The following is a 26,585-nucleotide window of genomic DNA, read 5'->3' as shown; positions in this document are numbered from 1 at the left end:
AGTCTGTTTTAATTTACACCAGCGCTTCCCACAGTATCTCCGCGGGATGCATGGCGTGGCGGCCGGTGCCGTCGTGGATCTGGTGCCGGCAGCTGGTTCCGGGGGCGGCGATGATGACTTCTTCGGGTTGCTGGCGGACGGCTGGGAAAAGGACCAGTTCTCCGATTTGCATGGAAATGTCATAATGCTCTTTTTCGTAACCAAACGACCCGGCCATGCCGCAGCATCCCGACGGAATGAGCTGAACGTTGTAGTTTTCTGGCAGCGAAAGCATTTTTTTCGTTGGTATCATGCTCGAAATGGCCTTTTGCTGGCAATGTCCGTGCAATTTGATCAACCGCTTCTCCTTAGTGAACTGATCTTTGGAAATATGTTTTAACTCAATTTCGCGTGAAATGAACTCATCAAACTGCAATGCGTTTTGCGCCAGTTTTTTGGATTCTTCCACAAGTTCATCGCTAACCAGGTCCGGATATTCATCGCGGAAAGTCAGGATTGCCGACGGCTCAATGCCCACGAGCGGGGTGTCATACGAAATGATGTCTTTGAGCAGGTTAATGTTCTCCTCAGCGATTTTTTTCGCATCCTTTAAAAGTCCTTTCGAAAGCTGGGGACGGCCGGAAGGGGCATGTTTTGGAATAATCACTTCATAACCCAGCTTTTCAAGCGTCAGAATGGATTTTTTACCAATTTCAACATCATTATAATTGGTAAACTCATCACAGAAAAGATACACTCTCCGACCTGTAGATTTTGTTGCTTTGCGCTGGTCATACCACTTTTTCAACGTCGTGCTGTGCAGGAGCGGCATTGTTCGCTCGGGATGGAAGCCTACCATGGTGTTGGCTATCTTCCGAAGTGGTGCGTTTTTGAAAACCAGGTTATAAGCCCAGGGAACATAACTCGCAATGCCTGTCATTTTTGAAAAATTCCCGACCAGCCAGGAGCGTAGCGGAATGCCGTTTGCATCGTGATATTGCTGCAAAAATTCCATTTTCAATTTCGCAACATCCACATTGGAAGGACATTCTCCTTTGCAGCCTTTGCAAGCCAGGCAGAGGTCGTACACTTCCTTAATCTCTTTATTATCAAACCGGTTTTCTTTTGGAGAACGCGTCAGCATCTCCCTTAAAATGTTGGCCCGTGCACGGGTTGTGTCCTTTTCGTTGCGGGTAGCCATGAAACTCGGGCACATTGTCCCGCCGCTCATCTGGGTTTTGCGACAGTCGCCTGAACCGTTGCATTGCTCGGCGTGCTGCAAAATATCCTGGTCCTGAAAGCGGAAGTAAGTTTTGAATTCGGGTGTTTGCTGATCGGCTTCGTAGCGCAGGAAAGTGTCCATCGGGGCCGTATCCACGATTTTTCCCGGGTTGAAAATATTGTTAGGGTCCCACACCCTTTTAATGTCTTTGAAAAGCTGGTAATTGTGCTCACCAACCATTTTTGGGATAAATTCTCCCCTTAACCGCCCATCGCCATGCTCTCCGGAAAGCGAACCATCGTATTTTTTAACCAGGTTCGCAATCTCTTCCGCAATCATCCTGAACTGGCGGTGTCCTTCGCTGGTTTTGAGGTTAATGATAGGTCTCAGGTGGATTTCGCCTGTTCCTGCGTGCGCATAATGCACGGCCGACATGCCATGTCTTTTCAAAATTTCATTGAAATCGCGGATATAATCGGGCTGATCGTAAACATCAACAGCCGTATCCTCGATCACCGCAACCGCTTTTTCGTCACCCGGAATGTTGCCGAGCAACCCCAGACCTGCCTTTCTTAATGTCCAGATCTTTTTTGTATCGTCACCAAAGAGCAACGGAAAATGGAAACCCATGCCCGCATCCTGCAACTCTTTGATCATTTCTGTTGAAAGTGCTTCAACCTCCTCCTTCGTTTCCCGCGATAAATCCACAACCAGGATGGCCGGATATTTACCGTCAGGTTTGTTCTTCACAAAAAATGCGTTTTTCTTCTGTTCTGCGTTCGTAGCGGCACATTCAAGGACGTAGTCATCTATTAATTCAACTGCGTGCGGTTGATATTTCAGGGTTAAAATCGTTGCCCTTAATGCTTCGTCAATCGTATCGCAATGCACACAAACCAATCCCTGCGTTTTAGGCGGGAGCGGAACGAGGTTTAACTTTATTTCTGTCAGGAAGCACAATGTTCCCTCCGAGCCTGCAATCAAGCTGCACATATTAAATGGCTGTGCTGGCTCACCAAGGGCATTTTGATTAGAATATGGCTCGGTATGAAGCAACATATCCAATGCGTAACCCGTATTTCTTCTGCCTATGCTGGGCTTTGGAAAGTTTCTTCTAATCTCATCCTGGTTTACAGGTAATTGTAAAATTTCATTTGTTTTGAGATAGATTTTATCCAAAAGCGTCGCACTTCCGTTTTTCTGTTGCGCACTTGTCAGCAGATTTCTGAAATCCGCTCCTGTTATATTCTTAAATTCTGCATCGGAACCATCTGCCAGGATTGCTTTCACTTCCAATGTATGCTCTCTGGCGCTGCCGTAAACGATAGAATTGGAGCCGCATGAATTGTTTCCGACCATTCCGCCGATCATGGCGCGGTTAGCCGTGGAGGTTTCCGGCCCGAAATAAAGTCCGTAAGGTTTCAGGGCCATATTAAGCTCGTCACGCACCACACCAGGCTGCACACGGACCCATTTTTCGGCCGCGTTTATTTCCAGGATTTTTGTAAAATTCCGTGAAACGTCCACCACAATGCCGTTCCCCACAACCTGCCCTGCAAGAGACGTTCCGGCGGTTCTTGGAATCAGTGAAATGCGCTTTTCGGTGGCATACCTGATCAGAGTTTTGATATCAGCTTCTGATTTCGGGATGGCCACGGCAAGTGGCATTTCACGGTAAGCGGAAGCGTCGGTTGCGTACAGGGTGCGCATCGTATTATCGAAATGCAGTTCACCCTCTAGTTGTTTGGCAAGAAGACTTAAATCACTGTTAGTTACGGAAAGCGGCGCAGTCATGGTGTTGGATAAGCGGGAAAATCAGCCCCAAAGTTACGAACAACGATCAAGGATTTCCAGCAAAATATTTTCAGAACGCTATTCGGTCCACTGCCCAAAAAATTAAACTTTAATTAAAAAAGTCACCGAAACGGGCTGCTTTTGTACTTCTCAAATACGCCGTTTGCACTATAATTGGATAATATAACTTTTATGCTTAAAAGTTGATTTTTTTAAGCAAAATTCCCATTTGGCATATTGTATTATCCGGTCTATTTATATTATTTTGTACGACCGTAATTGAATAATTGTAACTTTTTCGCAGTTTAGTTCACAAAAAAGGGTGTTTGGAGTAGCCAGAGACCATTTCCAGGTGAAAAAGTGTGGAATGTTAAGATGGTACACAAAACGGTGATGACATTTACCAAATTAATTATCTAACCTATGATGAATTTATCCTTTCATGTGTTTCGTCGACATGATTCAAGCAATGAAAAGAATGTTGTGACGAAAGCGAGATTAGCAGGGCGCAACACAGGGCTTTTCGGCTTCCTGATGATCTTGATCGGTTTAAGCACAAATGTTTTTGCACAGGATGTGAATGTATCCGGTAAGGTTACTGACGCCAGAGCGGGTGGAGTACCAGGAGTTACAGTTACATTAAAAGGGAGTACAAAAGGAACAAATACGGATGTTGAAGGTAACTACCAGATTAGTGTTCCAGGAAATGCAACATTGACTTTCAGTGCGATTGGGTATGAGACTCAGGACATTGCAGTTGGTAATAAATCCACCGTCAACGTTACACTCACCGAAGACGTTAAGGCTTTGGAAGAAGTTGTTGTAGTTGGTTACGGAACGGTAAAGAAAAAGGATGCAACCGGTGCGGTGTCCGCTTTGGGATCGAAGGATTTCCAGAAAGGGATCGTTACTTCTCCTGAGCAATTGATGCAGGGACGCGTTGCGGGTGTGCAAATTACCCAGTCAAGCGGTGAGCCGGGCGGTGGTATTAACGTGCGTATCCGGGGAACGTCGTCTGTTTTGGGTGGTAACAACCCGTTATTCGTAATCGACGGTGTGCCTTTGAGCGGCGATAACACTTCATCAGGTGGTGATAATCAGGGTGTTGGCCGTCAGCCAGCGAAAAACCCGCTGAACTTCCTGAACCCGGACGATATCGCGAGCATGGACATTCTTAAAGATGCGTCTGCGACAGCGATTTACGGTTCACGCGGTGCAAATGGTGTTGTTTTAATCACTACAAAAAGAGGAAGAGGAAAAGGATCCCTGGATTATGGGTATTCTCTGGGTGTAAGCAACATCACAAAGAAATATGATCTTCTTAATGCAGCGGAATACAAAGCAGCAGGCGGACAGGATCAGGGATCGGATACTGACTGGCAGGACCTGCTTTTCAGAACTGCACTAACACATCAGCACAACTTGTCTTATGGTGGCGGTGACGCTTCGGGTAACTATCGTTTCTCATTGGGTTACATGAACCAGGACGGTATCGTGCAGACTTCCAATGTTAAACGTTACAGCGTTGGTTTCAGCGGACAGAAAAAATTCATCGGTGATAAATTGACAGTAGGAAGCAATCTGAACTTTGCAAACACGCAAGATACAGGTGTTCCAATTTCTGAAAACATTGGTTTTGAAGGTGATTTGATGGGTAGCATTCTGAAAGCTAACCCTACACGCCCAGCGTACAGAGGCGATACATTGAACCAGTCTACAACTACGGAGCCTAACCCGCTTGCGTTTGTTAATCTTTCAAAAGATAATAACAACACGCTTCGCGCGCTGGGTAACATCAATGCTGAACTGGAAATTTTCAGCGGTTTGAAATTCAAAACGGTTCTTGGTTTTGACAAATCAATGTCTACAAGAAAACAGGCTTATTCAAGAGATCTGGTTGTTGCAGGTATTGGTGGTACCCAAGAATCAGACAAAATTGGCCGCGTGTATATTCGCGATGTGGAAAGTAACAACCAGTTGATGGAAAACTACTTTACTTATGACAAGGAAATCGGAAACGTTACATTGAATGCGCTTCTGGGTTATTCTTATCAGAGCTTCGAAAATGGAAGCAAGAACGTGGCTGCTGCCAACTTCCGTACCAACGACCTGGATCTGATGATCAACAACCTGGGTATTGCAGGAACTGTTGGTGTTAAAGATGCAACATCGCTTTCGAGTGTTGGTTCTGTAATCCAGAATTCAAGCTATGTAAAGGATGAGCTTCAATCTTACTTCGGTCGTGTAAACCTTGGTTTCGGAAGCAAATACTTGTTTACCGGTACATTGCGTGTGGATGGTTCTTCTAAATTCGGTGGTAACAATAAATATGGTTACTTCCCGTCAGGAGCGTTCAAATGGAAATTGGTTGAAGAGGATTTCGTTCCTAAAACTGTCTTCACAGATCTTTCTCTTAGAATTGGATATGGTGTTACAGGTAACCAGGCGATCCCTCACAATGTATACGACAGACGTGACAGATACAGCGATTACGCGATCAACCAGGGTGCCGATGGCATTACAGGTGGTGGTTTGAACGCAGTAGCTTTCAACAACCCGGATCTTAAATGGGAATCAACTGCTGCATTCAACCTTGGACTTGACTTCTCGATCTTGAAAGGAAGATTGAGCGGAACACTTGATCTTTATAACAAGAGTACAAAAGACCTTCTTTTCAAAGTTGTTGCAGCTCAGCCTGCACCGAACCCATTTGTATTCCGCAATCTTGACACAGACATTCAAAACCGTGGTATTGAATTGGCTTTGACTGGTGTGATCGTGGACGGCAAGAAATTCTCCTGGGAAATGGTCGTGAACGGATCTTATAACAAAAACCTTGTTAAAAACCTGATCGGAACATATGATACAGGTGAGATCAACGGTCAGGGTCTTTCGGGTGCATTTGCACAGCGTTTGGCAGAAGGCCAGCCTTTGTTCGCTTACTTCCTTCGCGAGTTCGGCGGATTTGACGACAACGGAAACTCACTTTATCCAAATGGTGACTTCCAGCAATTCCTGGGTGGAAAAAGCCCGCTTCCAAAAGTTAACGCCGGTTTAACCAATAACTTAACTTTCGGAGCGTTTGATATGAGTCTGTTCTTCAACGGTGTTTTCGGACATTACATTTACTCAAATACTGCTAACGCATTCTTTACACAAGGTTCGTTTGCCAACGGACGTAACGTAACGAAAGATGTTATCGGAAATAAAGAAGGTGCTCTGAATGCTCCTGATGTTTCGACCCGTTTCCTTGAAAAAGGCAATTTTGTTCGTCTGCAAAACCTTTCACTAGGCTATCGTGTTCCGATGAAAGCGAACAAAGTGCTTAGCAATGCAAGACTTTTCGTGACTGGTCAGAACTTGTTGACATTCACGAAATACAGCGGACAAGATCCAGAGGTGAGCACAAACAAATCTTTAAATGACATCCCTTCATTCGGAATTGACTATACCGCTTACCCGAGAGCAAGAACGTGGACAGTTGGTGTTAATGTATCATTCTAATTCTAACTAATTATAAAATGAAAACCAGTCAGATATATAAAATAATGGTTACCGGGGTTTGCATGGCGACGCTGTCGGCTTGTACTGACCTTGTTAACGAGGAAAAGGACTCCGTGGTGAACGAAGTGGTGGAAGGTAATTTCGCACCGGTGAATGTGGTTGAAGCGCTTTCGTCTGCTTACAAAGATCTTTCTACTTACTCAGATCAGGCGGGTGTTTACGCCCTTGGCCAGCATACAACAGCAGAAATGATCCCGCCAACACGTGGTGTTGACTGGGGTGATAATGGGGTGTGGCGTACGCTTGACCAACATACCTGGGATGCTTCTCACTCCTATATTCTGAGCGCATGGAACGCATTGAACCAGAGAGCTTATAAAGCAACTGAGATCATCGCATCCAATCCAACCGCTGTTCAGAAGGCAGAGGCGCAGTTCCTGAGGGCATATAATATGCACTGGGTTATGGATTACTGGGGTTCAGTTCCGGTCAGGGAAGTTACACAAGGTGTTAATGATCTTCCAAAAGTGTTAACACGCTCGGAAGCATTTGATTACATCATTAAGGATCTGGAAGAAGCACTTCCTAACCTGCCTAAGAAAGGGCCATCTGTAAATAACGGAACCGCTTCGAAAGCGGCTGCCAACTTTCTTTTGGCTAAAATGTATCTTAACAAGGCAGTTTACAAAAGCACTACACCAGAAGGGCCCTACACATTTGATAAGGCTGATATGGACAAAGTGATTGCTTACGTAGATGCAATTACAGCGGACGGATACGCATTAGAAGCGGATTACTTCGCTGCATTCTCCGCAACTGCTAAAACCGAGCCAATTTTCAACGTTCAGGAAGGAACTGCTCAGAACCGCTGGATGATGACATTGCACTATGGCCAGAACCCATCGGGATGGAATGGTTTCGCTACACTTGCTGATTTCTATGACACTTTCGAAGCAAAAGATACGCGTATCGGAAAGCCTGCGAAAAAAGATGGAACTGAGTTTTCAGGTATCAGCTACGGTTTCCTGATCGGTCAGCAGTATGATGAAAAAGGTAAGCCGATCATTGATACACGTACGCAGAAGCCTTTGCAATTCACGAAAGACGTTCCTTTGGCTGGTGCAGCTACCGATAAAGGTATCCGCGTGATCAAATATCACCCTGCAAACTCTGGAAAATATCTTTTGATGCGTTACGCAGATGCTTACCTGATGAAAGCAGAAGCAATGTTGAGAGGTGGAAATGCAGCAGGTGCCCTTACACAGGTGAACGCACTTAGAAAAGTTCGCGGAGCAACAGCATTGGCATCGTTGACGGAGGCTAATCTTTTCGACGAAATCGGTCGCGAGTTGTACTGGGAAGGTGGTAAAAGAACTACTGAAATCCGTTTCGGTAAGTTTACAACCGGAACAGGAACGTCTGTTAAAGACGCTTATACAGTGCTTTATCCAATTCCTTCTGCTGCCTTGGTTTCCAATGCAAACCTTGAACAGAATCCAGGATATTAAGACTCAAATCATATCTTTTGACAAAAATGCTCGATCATTTCGGGCATTTTTGTTTTATTATTGGCGTACCAATTGAATCCCAGTGTAATGACCCGTTGCTTACTTCTGTTTTTAGCGCTCTTTGTTTTTAATTGTAATTCAAAAGATTCATCCGAACAGGCCGCAGACGCGCTTTTTCAGACATTGAAAGATAATGAGGCCAAAATTGTGGTCAAGATCGGAGGGAAGGAGTTTTACCCAAAAGAAAGCATTTTCTCCGGACAGGCGCTGATCTCGGATAATATGATGAACCTGACATTAACGGATCAGTTTGAGGGGAAAACGATCATTAATCTGGGAGGGGAGAAATGGTATGCGGCGCAGCCTATTAGCAAGGCAATCACAGCCAACGGCCCGGTTGAAACAAGCATTAAAATGGGTAAGATCATTAACAAAGCGCAGATGATCGGCGAGGGTTACATGATGGCTGAGGGCGAGATCACAGCTACCACATTTACAAAAGACAAAATGGTTTTTCGGATTAAAGGTAAGGTCGGAAAATATAGCGACTTCCAGCAACCCGACAAATATATTCCCGCAGAGGGCTTCATCGTTTATAAAAAGCCCGCAGTAAGTTTGGGCAACATTACTGAAAAAGAAGTTTTCAGCTCCTCGATTTCGAATTAAATGATAACAAAATACATGGGCTCCGTGCACACGGCAGCTATTTTGACCTTCCTGTTCATTATTTCTTCCTGTAAAGATTCCAGCAAGCCGGACGGCTTGTTCGAGGAAATGGATGCTTCGGCAACGGGGATTGATTTCGTCAATAAAGTTGAGGACAAAGAAGACGTTAACATTTTCAATTACCGCAACTTCTACAACGGCGGCGGCGTGGCGATCGGGGACATTAACAATGATGGCCTGCCTGATATTTACTTCACCGCCAACATGGGCGATAACAAACTTTATCTCAACAAAGGCAATTTCAAATTCGAAGACATTACAGCCAAAGCCGGCGTTGCGGAGCCTGACAAATGGAGCACGGGCGTGGTGATGGTGGACATTAATGGTGATAATTTGCTGGATATTTACGTCTGCAATGCGGGTTACCAGAAATTCGTCAACAAGCAAGGCAACTCGCTTTACATTAATAACGGCGACCAGACATTCACCGAATCGGCCGCAAAATATGGCCTGAACGAAACCGGCTACACCACACACGCCGCATTTTTTGATTATGACCTCGATGGCGACTTAGATGCCTATATTCTAAATAACAGTTTCATCCCAGTAAACACACTCAACTACGCCAACGACCGCAACATGCGTGCGAAAGACTGGCCTGTAAAGGATTTTCTCAAAGGCGGCGGCGACAAATTGCTGCGTAATGATAATGGTAAGTTTGTAGATGTGAGCAAAGAAGCCGGCATTTACGGAAGTCTGATCGGCTTCGGTTTGGGCGTTACCGTAGGTGATATGAATGGCGACCAGTATCCGGACATTTATGTTTGCAACGACTTTTACGAAAAGGATTATCTATACATTAATCAAAAGGACGGAACATTCGCCGAGGAGCTCGAAAAACGCGTGAAACACACGAGTCTGGCTTCTATGGGTGCGGATATGGGCGACATTAACAACGATGGTTATGCCGAGCTTTTCGTTACGGACATGCTTCCGCGTGACGAATATCGCTACAAAACGACCACTTCATTTGAGAACCATTATCTCTTCAATCTTAAAAAAGAAAAGGGTTTTTACAATCAATATATGCAGAACAGCCTCCAATTGAACAATCAGGATGGCACATTCAGCGAGATTTCAAATTATTCGGGTGTGGCTGCGAGCGATTGGAGCTGGGGGGCTTTGCTTTTTGACGCAGATAATGATGCCAAAACGGACATTTACGTTTGCAACGGCATTTACCATGACATTCTGGATCAGGACTTTATCGATTTTTTTGCTAACGAAGTGACGCAGAAAATGGTGATGTCGGGCGAGAAGGAGAATATGCAGAACATTATTGATAAAATGCCTTCCAATCCGGTCCCAAATAACTTTTTTCATAATGAGGGCAACTTGCAGTTCAAGGAGCGTGCAGATGAATTTGGGTTAGGCGAAAAGTCGTTTTCCAACGGCGCAGCTTACGCGGATCTGGACAACGATGGCGATCTGGATCTGGTGGTTAACAATGTGAATCAGAAGTGTTTTGTTTACAAAAACAAGTCCGAAGCGAAGGCAGAAAAGAACCATTATATCAAGCTCAAACTCGCCGGAGAAGGCAAGAACACATATGCGATTGGCTCTAAAATTGAAGTTTTTGCAGGCAGCCAGATTTTTAGCAAGCAGGTTAACCCCGCACGCGGCTTTCAATCCAGTACGGAATATCCGATAACGATTGGCTTGGGAAAAACCAGTGTGATTGATTCCATTCGCATCATCTGGCCAAATCGGAAGGTTACAATGCATTCGAAAATCAATGCGGATACAACATTGAATTTTAAGATTACCAGCACAGGAGCAGACTTCAATAATGCGGTTAAGCAGAAAACAATGATGCTGACCGAGGTCGCAGGCAACGGCTTTGATGCGCACCAGGAGGATAAATACGAAGATTTTTACCACGAGCGTAACATTCCAATGCTCCTCTCACAGGAAGGTCCAAAGGCGGCCATCGGGGATGTGAACGGCGATGGGCAGGCGGATGTGTATGTGTGTGGCGCGAAAGGGCAGGGTGGACAATTGTATCTGCAAAAAGGATCGTCATTTATAAAATCAAGCCAAAAAGTGTTCATGGATCTGGCCGGATTTGAAGATACGGCGGCCACATTCTTTGACGCGGATGGCGACGGCGACCTGGATCTGGTGGTAGGAAGCGGCGGGAATGAAACATTAGTAACCAGCCCCGATTTACCCACAAGACTTTATCTGAATGACGGAAAAGGCAATTTTGCGATCAATACGCGGGCTTTGCCGCCCAATTCTATGAACACGGCGGTCATTGCGGCACATGATTATGACAATGATGGCGACATTGATTTGTTCGTGGGAAGCCGCAGCGTGCCGCGCGAATACGGATCGAGTCCGAGGAGTTATCTTTACCAGAATGATGGAAAGGGCGTTTTTAAGGAAATTGGCAAAACGATTTTGCCAGAGCTCACCAAGCTGGGCATGGTGCGGGACGCTTCCTGGGCGGATGTGGATGGTGATAAAATCAAAGAGTTGATCATTGCAGGCGACTGGATGGCGCCCGCGATCTTTAAATATAATGGCGGCAAATTTGAAAAAATAGCGTCTGGCCTTGAAGCTTACACTGGGTTCTGGGGTTGCCTGAAAGTGGCGGATATGGACGGTGATGGCGATCAGGACATTATTTTTGGCAATATAGGCGAGAATTTTTCTTTGAAAGCTTCGGCTGACACGCCGCTGAAAATCTGGATTAATGATTTCAATAAGAACGGGACCATTGAAAAAGTAATGACCAAAACCGTCGAAGGCAAGGATATGCCGGTGCTGCTCAAACGTGAGATCACCACGCAATTTCCCTTCCTGAAAAAGGAGAGTCTTAAACATTCTGAATATGCTAATAAGTCCGTGCAGGATCTGTTTCCGAAGGATTTGTTGAAATCTGCGATCGAGAAATCAGTGAATTATCTTAAATCTGCGGTTGCTGTGAATGATGGCAAAGGCCGGTTTGCATTGCAGGAACTGCCTGCGATTGCACAAATTTCCTGTCTGAATGCCATTGAAAGCGAAGATGTGAACGGCGATGGCAAACCTGACCTGATCGTTGGCGGTAATTATACGCATTTCATTCCACAGCTCGGCGCGCTGGACGCATGCCGCGGTAATGTGCTCATTAACAAGGGAAATATGCAGTTTGATGTGCTGCTCAGCACGCAAAGCGGCTATGCCATCGACGGTGAAGTGAAACAGATCAGTCCGATCAACATTCAGGGCGCGCCTTACCTGATCAATCTGGTGAGCAATGCCAAGCCCGTCCTTTTCAAGATTAACAAGCCGCAACAGGCCAATTTGTAGTTCATGCTTTTTCAAAAAATATTTACCAAAATTCTGCTCATTGCTGTCATCCTGGCCGGTTTTTCCTGCGCCAGGGAAAAGGACATTGCCGAGTATGATTTTGACCTGCTAACCGCGGAAAAAACCGGGATCGACTTCTCCAACACGCTGAAACCGACCAAGGATTTCAACATATTTTACTACATGTATTTTTACAATGGAGGCGGGGTTGGAGCCGGGGATCTGAACAACGACGGACTGATCGACCTCTGCTTTACGGCCAACCAGGAGCCCAACCGCATTTACCTGAACAAGTCGGGCATGAAGTTCGAGGATGTGACGGAGAAGGCGAATTTCAAGGGTGATAAGGGCTGGTCTAATGGTGTCTCGATCGTGGACATTAACCAGGATGGCATGCTGGACATTTACATTAGTCAGGTTGGGGATTTTGAGTCGATGAAGGGGCATAACCTGCTTTTTGTATGCCAGGAAATCAAGGATGGCGTGCCGGTTTATGTTGAAAAATCAAAGGAATATGGGCTCGATCTGGTCGTTTTTGGAACGCAGGCGATGTTCTTTGATTATGATCTGGACGGCGATCTGGACATGTTCCAGCTCAATCACTCGGTTCACCAGAATGGCACATTTGGCCGCAGGGCGCTTTTTGAGAATGTATATCATCCGCTGGCTGGCGACAAGTTGTTCAGAAATGACAACGGAAAATATGTGGAAGTCTCCAAAACAACCGGTATTCACAGTTCTGCGCTGGGTTATGGCCTTGGACTGGGCGTTGGCGACATTAATTTTGACGGTTATCCCGACATGTACATTGGTAACGATTTTCATGAAAATGATTATTTGTATATCAATCAGAAAAATGGCGCGTTCCGGGATATGACGGATTCGTCGCTGATGCATACGAGCCAGTTTTCAATGGGCGTGGACATTGGGGATCTGAACAATGACATTTTTCCTGAAATCGTCTCGCTGGATATGCTTCCGTCCAACTATGAGATCCTCAAAAAATCGGAAGGGGAGGACATGTACAGCATTTTCAAATACAAGATCCGGCAGGGTTATAATTACCAGTTTGCACGAAATAATCTGCAATACAATAACGGAAACGGCACATTTAGCGAGATCGGCATGTATTCCGGCGTGCATTCTACGGACTGGTCCTGGGCAGCTCTTTTCTCCGATTTCAATAATGACGGCTTAAAAGACCTCTTCATTTCCAATGGTATTCCGAAGCGGATGAATGATACGGATTACATCAAATTTGTTTCGGATGACGTGGTTCAGGAGAAGATCCGGAATAAAAACTTCGACGAAAATGATCCGGGCTTAGCAGACAAACTGCCTGAAATTAAGCTGAATAACAAGTTTTTTGCCAATAAGGGCGATCTGGCGTTCACGGATATGGACGGCTTGATCCGGAATGATCAGGTTTCGTATTCCAATGGTTCGGTATATGCCGATCTGGACAATGATGGCGACCTGGACATTGCGACCAATAACATTAACGAAAAGGCATTTGTTTACGAAAATTTGAATGATAAAAAGGCTGGTAAAGGTGATTTTACAAAGCTTTATCTCAAAGGGAAACAGGGCAACCGCAATGCCATCGGCACCAAATGTCTGGTTTTTAAAAAGGACAAAGTGCTGAGTTTTGAGAAATTCCCGGTTCGGGGTTTTCAGTCGAGTATGGAAGTGCCTTTGCATCTTGGTTTGGGCAAAAAGACCGATGTGGATTCCGTGTTTGTAATCTGGCCGGATAACCGTTTTCAAGTGCTTAAATCGGCTGATTTGAAGGATTCGCTGACATTAACCTACAAAAATGACCTGCCTGTTTTCGATTATCAAACATTCAAAACCAGCAGAGAAACCAAGGATTATACATTCGAAGACATTGCAGCGCAGCTGGGTGTGGACGTGAAGCATGAGGAAAATAATTTCGTTGAGTTTGATCGTAACTCACTCATTCCCTTTGAAGTAACTGCCGACGGACCAGCTTTGGCGATTGCAGACATTAACCACGATGGCCTGGATGACATTTTCGTTGGGTCTTCCAAAAAGCATCGGAATCATCTGTTTTTGCAAACGAATGCAGGTGTTTTCAAGGAATCATTACAGCAGGCTTTGCTGAAAGACAGCACTTATGAGGAAGTCAGTGCGGAGTGGGTGGATGTGAACCGGGATGGACATGTGGACCTCGTGGTGGCGACGGGCGGGAATGAGTATGTGAACAACTCCGAATTCCAGATGCCGCGGATTTATCTGAATGATGGCAAGGGAAATCTGAGTGCTAGGGCGGATGCATTTGCCAATATTTACGTGACCGCTTCGTGCGTTGTTCCGTTTGATTTTACGGGTGATGGAGTCGTGGATCTGTTCATTGGCGGTCGTGCCGTGCCGCTCAATTATGGTGAGATTCCGAAGTCTTATCTGCTCAAAAATGATGGTTCGGGTAAATTTACGGATGTTACCAGTCAGTATGGGAAGGAACTTTCGAACATTGGCTATGTAAAAAATGCGAAACTTGCCGATCTGGACAAAGACGGGGATCAGGATCTGGTGCTTGCGTTGGAATGGAACGGGATTGTGATGATGCAGAACAACGGCAAAAGCTTTTCCAAAAAAATGCTGACGGACAAAAAAGGCTGGTGGAATTTCGTCATGCCTTATGATTTTGATGGCGACGGTGACCTGGATATCCTGGCTGGAAACCTGGGTTTGAACAGCCGGTTGAAAGCCACTGCTGCGCAGCCGGTGAAAATGTATATCAATGATTATGACGGAAATGGCCGTAAGGAACCGCTGCTCACTTATAACCTGAATGGCAAAGAAGCACTTTTTCCGACCAAGCTGGAAATGGAAAAACAAATGCCCGTGATCCGCAAAAAGTACATTTTCGCAACCGATTTTGCCAGAGCCAACATTGGCGATATTGTAGGCGAAGACAAGCTGAAAGAAGCGCAGGTTTTATCCGCAGATTATTTTGAAAATGCCGTTTTGGTCAATGATGGCAAAGGCAATTTTGAAGTAAAACCATTGGGATACAAAGCGCAATGGACGCCATTTTACGACGCGCAAATCATTGATGCCAACGGCGACAAACTGCCCGATGTGCTGATTATGGGTAATTTCTATAACTGCAACATTCAAATGGGCCGCTACGACAGCGATTTTGGCACGGTGCTCATCAACCGCGGCAACTGCAACTTCACGCCCGAATCATTGAAAGGTTTGCAGGTCAAAGGGCAGGTGAAGCATTTGAAAAACATCAAGTTGAAAAGCGGCAATGCCATCGTGGCTGCGCGGAATGACGACAAGCTCGTGGTGATCCGGCGTAAGAAATAGTCTCGCAGCATTACAAATTCGTGGTGTTCTTCAAAATGTGAAATTGTAAGCAACCGTCGCGATCGGCGTTGCGAAAATATTCAGCTTATAGCTTTTGGTAACGGCGTTTTCGGTCTTAAAAAAAACGGAATAAGCGTTTTTGCGGGCATACAGATTGTAAATTGAGAATGTCCAATGGCCTTGCCAGCGGCGGTTTTTCATCGTCGGATTGTAAATGTTCCACGCAAAGTCGAGGCGGTGATAATCGGGAATGCGCTTGTTGTTACGCTTGTCGTAGAATGGGTAAACATTGTTTTGGTAATTGATAAAGCCAATCGGCTCAGAATAAGGCCTTCCGGTGCTGTACGCGAAGGTGAATCCGAAGGAATTGTGCGTGTCAACCGTGATGTCCAGGGAAGCGTTGAATGTGTGCGGCTTATCGTAATTGGCTGGATACCAGTCGCCACGGTTTACTTGTTCGATCAATGCGGCGTCCCTGTCTACAATGTTCAGTGATCTTGCATAGGTGTAGTTAGCCCAGCCTTTGAGTTTCCCCTTCTTTTTAGAAAGCATCATTTCCAGGCCATACGACCTGTTTCTGCCCTGGATCATCTGCGTTTCGGGATATTGCTGTAACAGGAAATCCGCGCCTGGCTTGTAATCAATGATGTTTTTGGCGTTGCGGTAGTAACCTTCCAGCGTGATCTCATAAATGTCCTCATCAAACGATTGGTAGAATCCAGCCGTAAACAAATGACTGATTTGCGGCTTAATGTGCGTATCGCTCGTTTTCCAGCGGGAAGTGGGGATAGGTGTAGCCGTGTTGGAAACCACCTGAATGTATTGCCGCATCAGGTTGTAGCCGAATTTGAGCGAAATCCGGTCATTCAGCGCATAGCGCACACCCACACGCGGCTCCGGCCCCCCGTAGGATTTCGAAACTTTACCTTTGTTATAAACCGTTGAATCCAGAACCGAAAAATCATCCCTCGGCTGGCCGGGCAAATAATTTCTGACAATAGCCTTGCCCGTCGCCATAAAGAACGAATAACGCAACCCGAGCGAAACGGCCAGTTTTTTGGAGAAATTGATCTCATCATCGGCATACCAGGCCACTTCATTGGCATGCTCAGTGGGCGTTGCAATGTAGTTGACGCTCTTGCTCAGTCCCGGCTGCAAGGTGCCGGGTGCAATCACATATTGCGTGCCGATAAATCCCGTTTCAAACTTGTGGTTGGCCAATTGATAGTTAATGTTCGACTTCACCTGACGTTGCTCCACGGCCGATTCCAGCTTCACCACATTGCCCGTTTCTTTTTCCGCCGTGCCAATATCAGGCGTGTATTTGGCATAAATGGCCGTCGTTTGCAATGTAACCTCGGGACTGATCACGTGCAGCCAGCGCAGCATGCCGTTGGTCGTGATGTGCTTGTAATAAGTGTCCGTCCCGACCACATTGGGCAGGTTAGTCAGCAGGTCTGTTTTGAAATAATCATTGCTGTAATAGCCCATGAATGTGACCGTATTCTTTTGATTGATCTTCCAAAACGACTTAGCAGAAAGCTCGCCAAACTTGGCGCTGATGTTATTCAGCTGCTTATCGAGCTTGGGCAAGATAAAATCATTAAAAGCCCCACGCCCAGCTACATACACACCCAATTTCCCCTTGATAATCGGCACATCAACCATTAATCGGTTTGAAATGAGACTGATACCGCCTTCGAGTCTGATTTTTTCCAGATTAGGATTTTTGGTTGAAATATCTAGGACAGATGCCACCCGGCCGCCGAAGCGCGCAGGCACATTGCCTTTATACAAATCAAGACTATTAACTGTATTCGGCGGAATAACCGAGAAAAGCCCGAACATGTGCGTGGGATTAAAGATCGGTGTATCGTCCAGCAAAATGAGCGTTTGGTCTGTGGTGCCGCCTCTTATATTCACGCCGTTGGAGGCTTCACCGACGCTGGAAACGCCTGGTAACATTTGCAGGCTGCGCAAAATATCCAGCTCACCAAAGGCGGAAGGCAGCTTTTCGAGCGTCTTGATGTTGATCTGCAAGGCGCCGAGAATGGGCTGCCGGATGGTTTGGTCAAAACCTTTGCTTGTAATGATAACTTCTTCCAGCTGGCTCGATGTTGTGTTCATTAGCACATCAAAATGCGCTTTCTGCGTGCCGCTTTTGATAAAAACTTTGAATGCCTCAAAACCCACATGCCGGATCACGAGCACATGATCGCCATTAGGAAGGTTAATGGTAAAATTGCCTTTCGCATCCATTTCCGCCGCCGACCAGCTTTTCCTGTAATCGATCACGATGCTGGCTCCCGGCAAAGGCGCGCGCGTAGCCGAATCTCGCACCGAGCCCGTGACGGTGAGCCCCTGTGCCGAAGCGGTGATAACATTGACCAGTAAGAAAAGAAAAATGTATAATCCCTTCATTCACAATCCATTTATTGCGTCCATTTCCAGTCTTTGGGTAAAAACGGCGTGCGCGACCTGCTTTTTTTACAAATCGCCAGCGGAATGTATGGCCGCCCGGCGGAGCGCTCTTCCAGGATCGGGTCGCGGTTGTGAACGGTTTTGAAAAGCTGGTTCAGCACCGCCGCATTCTTGATATTTTTCCGCCAGAGCATTGTCCGGTATTCCGAAACGGAGGAAGCAGTAAAGAACCCGATGATCAGCTCATTTTTGTCTTTCTGATTGGTAACATTGCCTTGAATGGGCGCGGGCGGCGTGTCTGCCAGTGTTCCTGAATTATTTGCCTGATCCTGAATGAGTTTCAGGAAGCGATATGCATTAGGCGTGAGCGAATTCTGTTGCAGGCTTACCAGGCACGGATTGGATTGTAAAAGCGGGATCTGCGCCACGAGCTTGTCTTTTTGTCCCTGTCCGTTTGTATAAATGTCTGAGAAAATGGTGATGTCTTTGCTGTAAAAAATATCCCAGCAAAGGTCCTCGCAGGTGTAATCGTAAATGTCGTTGTATTTTAATGTAAGGTCATTGAAACAGTCCCCATCCACGCCGTTTTCTGCATCGAAAAGATAGTATTTTCCCTGATTGCAGGTTGTGCAGGTTTTTTGCAACTCCCAGAGCGTCCATTGCCAGCGGTAAAAATTCTTCTCGCCCGCAGGATCATCGAAATCAAGATAAATGTCGTTGCTGGGCGTGAATTCACCGTAATATTCCGAAAGTTTTGGGATTCCTTTGGGGTTAAAAACGTCATACGCGCGGTTTACGGCTGAAACCGGTGGCATGATTTCAGAGGAAGATTTATAAAATTTTCCTTTTTCTGTTATAAATTCCAGCTCATAGGCATCGCCTACTTTACCTTTAAAGTTGGCAGGCAACTGATAAATGCCCGGCTCCGTTTCAGTAAGGTTAAGCACTTGTGTCCCGTTTACGATCACCTTCGCCTTTGCTTTTTCCAGAGGCAATGTGGACAGGCCTTTGGTCCAGATCGTTTGCGTGAATTCCGAACTTTCATTGGTCGCTTCGGGATTGGTTTTGGATAAGGAAATAAACTGCGGGATATCCAAATCCGTCAGCACGCCGTCCACCACAATATATTCCTTCGCCGTCTCAAAAGTGACGCCATATGGCTCCACACAGGCCGTAATGCCCGTGATCAGAAAGGTTAGCAAAAACGAAAGCCTGTAATTCATGGCTATTGAATAACTATTTTCTTTGTAAAAAACTGTCCCTGCCCATTCCGAAGCCTCACCACATACGCACCGCCCGAAACGCGAAGGTCCAGGCTCAAATCCAGCACTTTACCCTTGCTATGCTGCCCTAATGCACTTTTATAAATTGAAACTCCGGCAACATTGTACACTTCCAGTTCATAGCTGCTGGTTTCCGGAACATTCACTTTTACCGAAACAGGGGACCGGGCCGGATTTGGAAAAACATTCAGCACAAGATCATTCGCTTTCGGCTCGGCGCCGGTAATCACGTCAAGGCCCACACGCGTGACTGCAATGTTGGCTGTTGTATTGCAATCCCAGTCAAACTGCACTTGCAGCTGCTTGCCCAGCAAGTCGTAATAAGCCGTGTTGTTCTTGAATTCGGGGCTTGTATAAACGACCGGGATCGGTTGACCATTCAGCATTACGGTGGTAGGATTGGAGGTGAGATTTTTTATTTCAAATATTAAATGTCTGTTGGCAAGGGATTTATCAAAGTTTTTTATCCGCTGAACCGTCACATTTACCAGATCATTGGAAACCTTTCCTCCAAATTCGACGAGTTCATATTTTGATTTGGTCAAAGAATTCGGGTCAATGCCGTCATCGTGGAACATGGTGAATGTAGATGTCGGAACTGAAATGTCCTGGTAAAACCGCACCGTCAGGCTGTCGGAAGTGTATTGGTCGGTGGATTTTTTGGTCGTGGAAGTGGACATTGGAATAAAGCTGCCGCCTCTTGCATAGACCGGAATGTGATCCACTGTCAGTTTTGGAAAAATATTCGTGTTGCCATTGTGCACTTCGTTATTCCAGAAATTGAACCATTTCCCAGGCGGTAAAACGATTTTTCGGGACGGCATTCCATGAAGCAGAACGGGCGCAACCAGCAGATTTTCTCCAAAGAAATATTGATCTCCCAAGTTACCAAGCGCCCTGATATTATTAAAATAGTCCATAGGCAGGGAGATTGGCCGTCCCGATGTGCTGTTTTTCCAGGCCAGTGAATAAATGTAGGGCAGAAGCTGGTAACGCACGGTTGCATATTTTTTGACCGTGCTGTAAAACGGTTCGCTGAGGTTAAACGGTTCTATATTCTGGCGCTGACCGGCCACTTTCAAAATCGGCGTGAATGTCCCAAACTGAAACCAGCGCAGATCCAGCTCTTCATCCTTTTCTGCCTTATCCGACATAGTAAAAGCCCCGCCCACATCCGAATGCATATAACCCATTCCCGACATGCCAGCCTGAACCAGGATCGGGATTTGGAGCTTCAAACCAGCCCAATAGCGACTCACATCGCCACTCCAGGGCAAAGCCCCATAGCGCTGCGAACCCGCCCAGCCAGAACGTGTCATGTGAAAAATCCGCTTTTCAGGAAAGTCTTTTGTGAAGTTATTATAAAAGGTTTTGGACCAAAAAAGAGAATACAAATTATGTATCTGAAAGGCATTGCCCAGCTCGTGCACGGCATTCATCGGGTGCGGGTCCGGCTCTGTTTTCTCGCTCCACCAGCCCGCAACGCCCTGAGCGGCCAGTTTTTTGTGTTTTTCCCAAAGCCAGGTTTGGGCAGCGGGTTTGAAAATGTCGAGTAGTCCGGTCGTTGCAGTGCCTACGTTCATTGCGTAGGTTTGGCCGCTGTTAGGAGTTTTTGTAAAAAGAGATTGCGCTTCCGCTGGTTTGTAACTAATGGACTTGGTGCTAATGTAGGGATCTGCAATTAAAATGGTTTTGACACCTTTATCCAGCAAGCTTTTCACCATTCCCACTGCATTAGGCCAGTTTTTCGTATCCCAATCCATGTTACCACGCACGTTCTGACCGCCATACCAATGTGAGTCCAACGCCAAGGCATCCACGGGAAATCCCTGATCTTGCAATTTCGTAATGGCCACCGTCGCATCACTCTCATTGGCATAACCCGATTTTGACTGAATGTAACCGAAAGCCCAGCGCGGAGGCAGCGGCTGGCGGCCCGTCAGAAGCGTATAATTAGCCAGAATCTCATCATTATCATTGCCATGGATAAGATAATAAGCCCACTTCCCCGTGCTCGCCGACTCCACGCGCAGCAATGTCGAATCCACAGCGCCCACATACATCCGCATGGAACCAGGTCTGTCGCTATCAAAGAAGAGGCCATATTTGTGGGACGAAACAATGAAAGGCACATTCAGGCTTTGTGACAAACCTGTTGACTGGTCAAAATATTCGTGTTCCCAGGAGTTATAAAAGTCGAAACCTTTCCGGTTGAGATCGGGGCCGAAAGGGCGCCCGCCCGCGCCATGAAAAACGTCTTTTGGATTAATGTTGAAAAGATAGCTGACCGAATCCTTTGCCTGCACAAAACCCCGCGTTTCCTTGATTTTAATTGCATTGCCAGACTTCAATGCAACGTTAAGCGGGAACTTGCCGATTGCCAGCGTGCACTTTTCAGTCCGGATCTCAATGTTGTCTTTGGTTTCAACGATGTTAAGCACAGCTGTTGAAGGCGGGAGAATTACGGAGTAGGAACTGTCCAGACTGGGTGCATTTTTAGCCGGAAGCACTTGCACCTTAAATATTTCCGGGGAGAAACTCTGGATAACAAGCACGCCTTTGCTGCCCTGAATGCTGATACTGCCTTTGCCCTTCTCGTAGCTTATAAAATTGCCTGCTCCCTGGCCGAAAGACAGCTTACCCGCAACTACAAAAAGCAAAACAAGGAAGTATTTGTATGTCATAGACTTAAATCCGCCGCACCCAGCGCTCTCTCCTAAAATTAAGTCAAATAAAACAAATATTCCTGGCTATTGTTTAATTATTTAATGATGGTATTAATTGCAGTTTTCGTAGTTGAATTTGGTGATATGGGTTATTTCGTTTCCTGTTTGGTATACTTTAAACGTTGATGTTTCCGGAAGGCCATTCAGATAATATTGCCACTCTGTATTTTCGATATACGGATCACGATTAGGATAGGTCAATGTTTTTTTGACAATGTTATTTTTCTCACTTGACGCAAGAAAAACGTTAACATCATCTGGAATTCCTTTGTAGCGGCGAGGAATCAGGAGTTCCGGATTTTTTTTGTTATCAAATAATCGTCTTTCTGAATAAACCAGTTTTGACTGGTAATGGCTTTCTGCAAATGTAAGATTGTCGTTAGCATCATATTCCGCAACGAACTCAGAATCGCCATACGAATCCTTGATAATCCTACCTTTTGCATCATACTTCGTGTTCTTGGTATCTGTAAAAATCTTAACGCCATTCTTAAATTGCATGGTTACTCCCGGTCCACTTTCGGTTTTTTGCTCTATTGACTGTACTAAACCTTGTGGATCATATTTATAGTTTTTGGTCAGCTCGGTTACATATGTTTTGGGCGCGTAGTTATCGCCTTGTACAAGCGTGCTTACTTTATTGTAAGATGATTGTACCAATTTGTCTGTATATATAAATGTTGTAACGTCGTTTACCTCGATACTGCCCTTTTTGTAAAAAGGGTAATCATTATAAGAAAAGACGCCTTGTTGAAGCGTTAACTTGTGCCGCTTAATTTCTGTCAGAAAACCATCAGCATCATATTTGAAGGCAAACGTTTCATCATCGCTGGACTTTCTGGGAAAGTCAGGGTTGCTGTTTTGAACATTATTTTCTACTGATATGGATATCAGTTGGCCATCAATATTATGTTTCAAATGCGATTCATACATATAAGTGGTTGTATCGCCGTAACTGTTGTGCTTAGCAGTATACGATTTTCCAATAAACCGGCAATTTGAAGATGGTTGAACCTCATGGTCTTTTGTACTGCAAGAGAAAGTCAAAGCAAGAAAGGCAAGAAAGGTAAATGTTGCTCGATAGAGGCGCATTGAGAGTTGATTGTCTGGTTTAATTGCAATTTTCGTAACGATATGTAGTCACCTGTTTTTGTATACTGCCCGGCTTATCTATGGCTGATGTTGAAGTTATTGGTAAACCATTCGAATTGTATTGCCACACTATATTTTTAGTATATCCATCCTGAGTCGGATAAGAGTAAGTGCTTTTTACCTGATTATTTTTACCTTCCGTGTACCGTAGATATGGCATATCTTCCGGGATTCCTTTAAAGCGAAACGGAATAAGTGATTCCGGATTTATCTTATCATCATAGGTTCGATTGTCCGTGACGCTAAGATTGGACTGGGCGTATGTTTGATACAATATGATATTATCATTGTTATCATATGCTATAACTACGTTGCCCGAGCTGGCTGTTCGTCCTTTTTCGTCATACTTGGCGGTTTGTGTGCCATCCTGGTTAATAGTCATCTCCCTGATGCCGTTGCGAAAAGTGGTGATGGACTTACCACCATTGCGGTTTGTTAAGATTGTTTGCTGAATGACGCCCTGCGCATTGTATTTATAAGTTTTGCCGGCTCGATATTCATAATTTTTTGGAGCGTTTTCATCGCCCTTAACCACCGTTAAAGTTTTTCTCAGATACGACTCAATAAGCTTATTTACGTAGGTAAAGGTTGTCGTTTCATCGGTCTCAATTCTTCCTTTTTTGAATTGACCATAGTCATTATATGAAATGTTGCCCGTGTGATTGATGCTTTCATGCTTTTTGATCTCGACCAAAAAACCCTCCAGGTCATACTTAAAGACATAGGTTTCTTCCTGATTTACAGTTATGGGAAATTGTTTGCCCGGGTTTACATCACTCGTTTGCAAGACAGAAAATTCGGAAAGTCGTCCTTCATCATCATACGCGATATGTGATTCGTAAGTTTCCGTTGATTCGTAACCGGAAGTAAGTTGCTCCAATCGATAGCTTTTGCCAGCAAATTGACAACGTTGTTCCGGATTGGCAGGATGGTCTTTTGAGCAAGACATAAGAAGTGTAAACAGAAAGACGAATGCTGTCCAACACGTAAAAAGGCGCATACAAGAGGGTTTACTTTGAAGCAAATGTATCAAAGTAAACGCAGATAAACTTAATTTTTTATAAAATTAATACTACATACTCTCCGTCCTGCCACCATCAACAGGCAAGTTGATTCCGCTGATGCTTGCGGCCGCCGGGGTGCAGAGGAATGCGACTGCTGCTGCCACTTCTTTGGCTTCGCTGAAACGGCGGATAGGAATGCTGGATTGCAATTCCTGGGCGACTTCGTCTTTTGATTTACCTGAATTTTTGCTACGCATGTCTAAAACCGAATCGAGGCGGGAAGTGACGGTGTAGCCGGGGAGCACATTATTGGAAGTGATGCCGAATGGGCCCAATTCCAGTGATAATGTCTTTGACCAGCTTGCTACGGCGCCGCGGATGGTGTTGGAAACGCCTAATCCCACGATCGGTTGCTTTACCGATGTGCTGATAATGTTCACGATGCGGCCGTAATGAGCTCTTTTCATGGATGGAACCACCGCTTGTGCCAAAAACTGGTTATTGATGACGTGCATCTGGAAGGTTTTAAGAAACTGATCCGGATCGGCGTCAATGATCGGGCCGCCAGACGGACCGCCGGTGTTGTTCACAAGAATGTGGACGTCGGGAACGAGGCGGAGATAATTTTCGATGGCTTCCTTTACATTTTCAGGATCGGCGAAATCTGCTACGACGTAGCGGTGCAGTTGTCCGGCGGATGTATCGAGCGTGTCAACTGCTTCCCTTAATTTTTCCTCATTACGCGCGACCAATGTTACATTAGCGCCCAATAATGCCAGTTCAAGGGCCGACGCCAGGCCGATTCCCTGCGTGCTTCCGCAAACCAATGCCGTTTTTCCAGTCAGATCAAGATTCATTGCTTTTGATTTAGGTCTCTTTAATTCGTTCGTTGTCTCTTCGATTTTAGCAGTTTCTGCTTCAAACTTCGTACTTTTTTCGGCTATCTTTGCGGTTTATTTTTCAGTCAGAGAAATCATTAGTCTAACATCCCACAATGTCGAAAAAAATCCAATCCGCTCTTATTTCTGTATACTATAAGGACGGACTTGAACCATTGGTTCGCCTGCTGCACAACGAAGGTGTAAAACTTTATTCCACCGGAGGCACGCAGACTTTCATTGAAAACCTGAACATTCCCGTTACTGCCGCGGAAGAACTTACCGGTTATCCATCTATTTTTGGAGGACGCGTAAAAACATTGCACCCGGCCATTATGGGCGGTATTTTGTATCGCCGCGATGACGCTGGCGATGTGGCACAGGCGCAGCAATACAACATTCCTGCCATTGATCTGGTGGTGGTGGATCTGTATCCTTTTGAAGAAACGGTTGCTTCGGGCGCGGGAGAAGAGGATATTATTGAAAAAATCGACATTGGAGGCATTTCGCTGATTCGCGCAACGGCCAAAAATTTTAAGGATACATTAATCGTTTCGTCACGCAGCCAATATGCGGAGGTTGTAGAGTTGCTGACTGCGAAAGCGGGCGCGACTGATCTCGAAGACCGTCGTTTCTATGCAGGCCAGGCTTTTGCGGTTTCTTCTCATTATGACGGAGCCATAAATCGCTTTTTCACAGCGGATAAAGAAAAAACAGACAAGGTGCTTTTCGACTTCACAAGCCTGTCGTCTCAAACATTGCGTTACGGCGAAAACCCGCACCAGAATGCGACTTACTACGGTGATCTGGAAGGGATTTTTGATAAATTACATGGTAAGGAGCTGTCTTATAATAACTTGGTAGATGTTGATGCTTGCGTAAGCCTGATTGATGAATTTGCAGAATCAGGACCGACATTTGCCATCATTAAGCACACCAATGCTTGCGGAATTGCCACTGCATCAACAGCAAAAGAAGCTTATGACAATGCACTGGCCTGCGATCCGGTTTCGGCGTTTGGTGGTGTGGTAATTACCAATACAAAGGTGGATCTGGCTACTGCTGAGGAGCTTAACAAGCTGTTCATGGAGATTCTGATCGCTCCGGAATATGACGAAGATGCATTGCAGTTGTTAAAATCTAAAAAGAACAGGATTCTGCTGAAACGCAATGCCGTGGTTTTGCCGCAAATCATGTTCAAGACCATTCTGAATGGCGTTTTGGTGCAGGATAAAGATCTGTTAACCGAAGTTCAGTCTCAATTCACAACGGTTACCGAAAAGGCTCCAACAGCAAGCGAGCTTACTGCGCTGGAATTTGCATTGAAAGTTTGCAAGCATACAAAATCAAACACGATCGTTCTGGCCAAAGAAAACCAGTTACTAGCGAGCGGAACGGGTCAAACCTCCCGCGTAGACGCATTACGCCAGGCAATTGATAAAGCAAATGCATTCGGCTTCGACCTGAACGGCGCGGTAATGGCCTCGGATGCATTCTTCCCATTCGCAGACTGCGTTGAAATCGCACATTTGGCAGGAATTACTGCCGTTGTGCAGCCTGGCGGTTCTATTCGGGATAAGGAGTCCACGGATTACTGCAATGCCAATGGCGTAGCGATGGTTACCACCGGCGTGAGGCACTTTAAGCATTAAGTCAGTATAAGAAGCTACTTGCCCTGTCACGCTGACCTCCCCTGTCACGCTGAGCGGACCGGGCCGCCGGGCGATCGAAGCGGCGCTACTCCTTGGTAAC

General features: G+C 45.7%; 13 protein-coding genes. 6 read left to right on the top strand and 7 right to left on the bottom strand.

What is annotated here, in order from left to right:
* Window positions 1-13 precede the first annotated feature (13 nt).
* Entirely contained in the window at window positions 14-2,995 is a 2,982-nt protein-coding gene (locus L0660_RS16980) for an FAD-binding and (Fe-S)-binding domain-containing protein (protein ID WP_235160465.1), read from the bottom strand.
* Window positions 2,996-3,418: 423 nt separating this feature from the next.
* Here L0660_RS16980 and L0660_RS16975 point away from each other — a divergent pair, with 423 nt between their 5' ends.
* The 5 genes from L0660_RS16975 (at window position 3,419) to L0660_RS16955 (ending at window position 15,369) form a co-directional block, all read left to right on the top strand.
* A complete protein-coding gene (locus tag L0660_RS16975) occupies window positions 3,419-6,499 on the top strand; it encodes a TonB-dependent receptor (RefSeq protein WP_235160464.1) in 3,081 nt (1,026 codons plus the stop codon).
* Window positions 6,500-6,516: 17 nt separating this feature from the next.
* Entirely contained in the window at window positions 6,517-8,007 is a 1,491-nt protein-coding gene (locus L0660_RS16970) for a RagB/SusD family nutrient uptake outer membrane protein (RefSeq protein ID WP_235160463.1), read from the top strand.
* Window positions 8,008-8,094: 87 nt separating this feature from the next.
* Window positions 8,095-8,673, top strand: a complete 579-nt coding sequence (locus tag L0660_RS16965) for a hypothetical protein (RefSeq protein WP_235160462.1) — start codon at window positions 8,095-8,097, stop codon at window positions 8,671-8,673.
* Window positions 8,674-12,030, top strand: coding sequence for a VCBS repeat-containing protein (locus tag L0660_RS16960; protein ID WP_235160461.1), 3,357 nt, complete (start codon window positions 8,674-8,676; stop codon window positions 12,028-12,030).
* Between the two features lie 3 nt (window positions 12,031-12,033).
* The gene (locus L0660_RS16955) at window positions 12,034-15,369 is read left to right on the top strand and encodes a VCBS repeat-containing protein (protein WP_235160460.1); all 3,336 of its coding nucleotides are present in this window, start codon (window positions 12,034-12,036) and stop codon (window positions 15,367-15,369) included.
* Between the two features lie 30 nt (window positions 15,370-15,399).
* On the opposite strand, the gene L0660_RS16950 is transcribed toward L0660_RS16955, so the two are convergent.
* The 6 genes from L0660_RS16950 to L0660_RS16925 all read right to left on the bottom strand — a co-directional run bounded on the left by L0660_RS16950 (window position 15,400) and on the right by L0660_RS16925 (window position 24,812).
* A complete protein-coding gene (locus L0660_RS16950; RefSeq protein ID WP_235160459.1) occupies window positions 15,400-17,790 on the bottom strand; it encodes a carboxypeptidase-like regulatory domain-containing protein in 2,391 nt (796 codons plus the stop codon).
* A gap of 11 nt (window positions 17,791-17,801) precedes the next feature.
* Window positions 17,802-19,013, bottom strand: coding sequence for a DUF4249 domain-containing protein (locus L0660_RS16945; RefSeq protein ID WP_235160458.1), 1,212 nt, complete (start codon window positions 19,011-19,013; stop codon window positions 17,802-17,804).
* A gap of 2 nt (window positions 19,014-19,015) precedes the next feature.
* Window positions 19,016-21,757, bottom strand: a complete 2,742-nt coding sequence (locus L0660_RS16940) for a TIM-barrel domain-containing protein (protein ID WP_235160457.1) — start codon at window positions 21,755-21,757, stop codon at window positions 19,016-19,018.
* 93 nt (window positions 21,758-21,850) lie between these two features.
* Window positions 21,851-22,891 carry a hypothetical protein gene (locus tag L0660_RS16935; protein ID WP_235160456.1) on the bottom strand — a complete coding sequence of 347 codons (1,041 nt, stop codon included), beginning with the start codon at window positions 22,889-22,891 and terminating at the stop codon, window positions 21,851-21,853.
* 19 nt (window positions 22,892-22,910) lie between these two features.
* Window positions 22,911-23,900, bottom strand: a complete 990-nt coding sequence (locus L0660_RS16930; protein WP_235160455.1) for a hypothetical protein — start codon at window positions 23,898-23,900, stop codon at window positions 22,911-22,913.
* A gap of 123 nt (window positions 23,901-24,023) precedes the next feature.
* A complete protein-coding gene (locus L0660_RS16925) occupies window positions 24,024-24,812 on the bottom strand; it encodes an SDR family oxidoreductase (protein WP_235160454.1) in 789 nt (262 codons plus the stop codon).
* Between the two features lie 137 nt (window positions 24,813-24,949).
* Between L0660_RS16925 and purH the strand changes: the two genes are divergently transcribed.
* Window positions 24,950-26,485, top strand: a complete 1,536-nt coding sequence (purH, locus tag L0660_RS16920) for a bifunctional phosphoribosylaminoimidazolecarboxamide formyltransferase/IMP cyclohydrolase (protein WP_235160453.1) — start codon at window positions 24,950-24,952, stop codon at window positions 26,483-26,485.
* Window positions 26,486-26,585: the final 100 nt, after the last annotated feature.

The organism is Dyadobacter sp. CY351 (genome assembly GCF_021502625.1).
GTDB lineage: Bacteria > Bacteroidota > Bacteroidia > Cytophagales > Spirosomataceae > Dyadobacter > Dyadobacter chenhuakuii.
This window is presented reverse-complemented; position numbering and strand designations above follow the sequence as displayed.